The organism is Corallococcus llansteffanensis (genome assembly GCF_003612055.1).
GTDB lineage: Bacteria > Myxococcota > Myxococcia > Myxococcales > Myxococcaceae > Corallococcus > Corallococcus llansteffanensis.
In genome coordinates this window covers 1-2365 of sequence record NZ_RAWB01000901.1, presented here as the reverse complement: position 1 = coordinate 2365, position 2365 = coordinate 1, and the positions used below count along the sequence as shown (strand labels likewise).

Sequence of the window (2365 nt, the reverse complement as noted above, 5' to 3'; positions counted from 1 at the left end):
CCCAGGGGGCGTTGCGTGGACGCAAGCCCCTCCATGCCCCAGCCGCCACCCGACATCGCCTGGTATCACGCCCTCACGCTCACCGAGCGCATCGCTGGCCTGCGCGCCTGCCCGGACACGTCGGGTCCGGTGGACCTGGGCCTCGCGGAGCGCCGGCTCAAGCGCTGGCGCGAGAAGCCGCCCCTGTCGGATGACGCGGCGTTCGCGCAGCGGCTCCACGCCGCGGGCCTCGGCCAGGACGACTTCCTGCGGCTGCTCGCGGAGCCCATCGAAGCGGTGCGCGCGCGGCTGCCCGCGCCACCGGCCTGGATGCTGGACATCGAGCAGGCCCTGGACAGGCCCGCGCCCACCGTCCGGCTGCCCTACCCCGAGTCGTTCCGGGCCCACCCGAACGCGAGCCTCATCGTCGCCGCCGAGCCGTTCCTCCACCAGGGTTTCGAGCGGCTCCAGGCCGGCATCGCCGCGCTCGTGGCCTCGCGGGAGGACGTCCCGTTCCACCCGGACACGGTGGGCGCCGCGCTCTTCGCGGCGCTGCCCCAGGTGACGCTGGACATGCTGAGCCGGACGCTCGTGCTGGAGCTGCACGTGGCGCGGCTCTCGGGACAGCTCGACGGCGCGACGCCGCCGGAGCGCTTCCAGCACTTCGTGAGGCGCCTGCGGACCCCCGACGCGCTGCGGACGCTCTACCGCGAGTACCCGCTGCTGGCCCGGCACCTGGTGACGCGGGTGGGCCTGTGGGTCGACACGGGCCTGGAGTTCCTCCAGCGGCTGTGCGCGGACTGGACGGAGCTCCGCCGGGTGCTGGCCGCGGACGGTGAGCCCGGGAAGCTGACGGCGGTGAGCGCGGGCCTGGGGGATGTCCACCGGGGCGGACGCTCGGTCATGCGCGCCACGTTCTCCTCGGGGTTCAGCGTCATCTACAAGCCGCGCTCGCTGGAGACCGACCGCCACTTCGACGCGCTGCTGGAGTGGGTCAACGCGCGCGGCGTGTCGGCCCCCTTCCCGCGCGTGCCCCGCGTCGAGCGCCCCGGCTACGGCTGGGTGCACTGCGTGGAGGCCGCGCCCTGCACCGACGAGGCGCAGGTGAAGCGCTTCTACCAGCGCCATGGGGGCTACCTGGCCCTGCTGTACCTGCTGGAGGGGACGGACTTCCACTTCGAGAACGTCATCGCCGCGGGCGAGCACCCCGTCCTGGTGGACCTGGAGTCGCTGCTCCACCCGCCGCTGCGGTTGACCGAACAGCCGGACCTGCTGCTGCGCGAGCAGGAGGTGTTCGCCTCCGTCCTCCGCGTGGGCCTGCTGCCCGGGCGCGCGTGGGAGGACCCTCGCACGGCCGGCGTGGACATCAGCGGCATGGGCAACCCCGAGGGCCAGTCCGGCAACCGGCACGCGCCCGCGGTGGAGGCCGCCGGGACGGACCAGCTCCACTTCACCCGCAAGGCCCGCAGCTTCCGGCGGGGCCTCAACCGCCCCACCCTCAACGGCGCGGACATCGACCTGTTCCAGTACCAGGACTGCGTCGTGCAGGGCTTCAGCGAGGTCTACGCGCTGCTGCTCCAGCACCGGGACGCGCTGGTGGAGGCGTGGGGCCTGCTGTCCCGCTTCGCCCACGTCGAGGTGCGGACGCTGCTGCGGCCCACGTTCGTCTACAAGACCATGCTCCTGGAGAGCTTCCACCCGGACCTGCTGCGCAACGCGCTGGACCGGGACCGCTTCTTCGAGCGGCTGTGGCTGAACACGGACCGGTTCCCGTTCCTGGACCAGGTCGGCCACGCCGAGCGCCAGGCGCTGGAGCGCGGCGACGTGCCGCTCTTCACCACGGTGCCCGGCAGCCGGAGCGTCTGGGGCGAACCCGGGGAGGAGATTCCGGACGTCTTCGCCGAGAAGGGCCTGGACCGGCTGCGCGAGCAGGTGGCGCGGCTGGGGGCGCAGGACCATGCGAAGCAGGTCTGGGCCATCCGCGCCTCGTTCGCCACGCTGGCCATCGACACGGATCCGCTCAGCCTCGCCCGCCACACGCCCGTGGCCGCCAGGGGCCCCGCCTCGCGCGAGCAGCTCCTGGAGGCGGCGTGCGCCATCGGAGACCAGCTGGAGATGCTGGCGGTGGGCTCGCGGGAGGAGTGCTCCTGGTTCGGGCTCACCCTGGGGTGGACCCGCCAGTGGCGCCTGAGCCCGCTCGGGCTGGACCTGTACGGCGGGCTGCCGGGGGTGGCGCTCTTCCTGGCCTGGCTCGGCGAGCTGACGGGGCAGGCGCGGTATCGCGAGCTGGCGTGGGGCGCCGTGAGGACGATGGGTCGCAAGCAGGGCGAGCCCCGCCACCAGCCCGCCTCGGTGGGCGGGTTCCTGGGCTGAGGCGGGCTGGTCT

General features: G+C 73.7%; 1 protein-coding gene. It reads left to right on the top strand.

From position 1 onward, the window contains the following. A partial coding sequence (lanM, locus tag D7V93_RS41850) for a type 2 lanthipeptide synthetase LanM (RefSeq protein ID WP_208723328.1) occupies positions 1 to 2352 on the top strand: 2352 nt, incomplete at its 5' end. Positions 2353 to 2365: the final 13 nt, after the last annotated feature.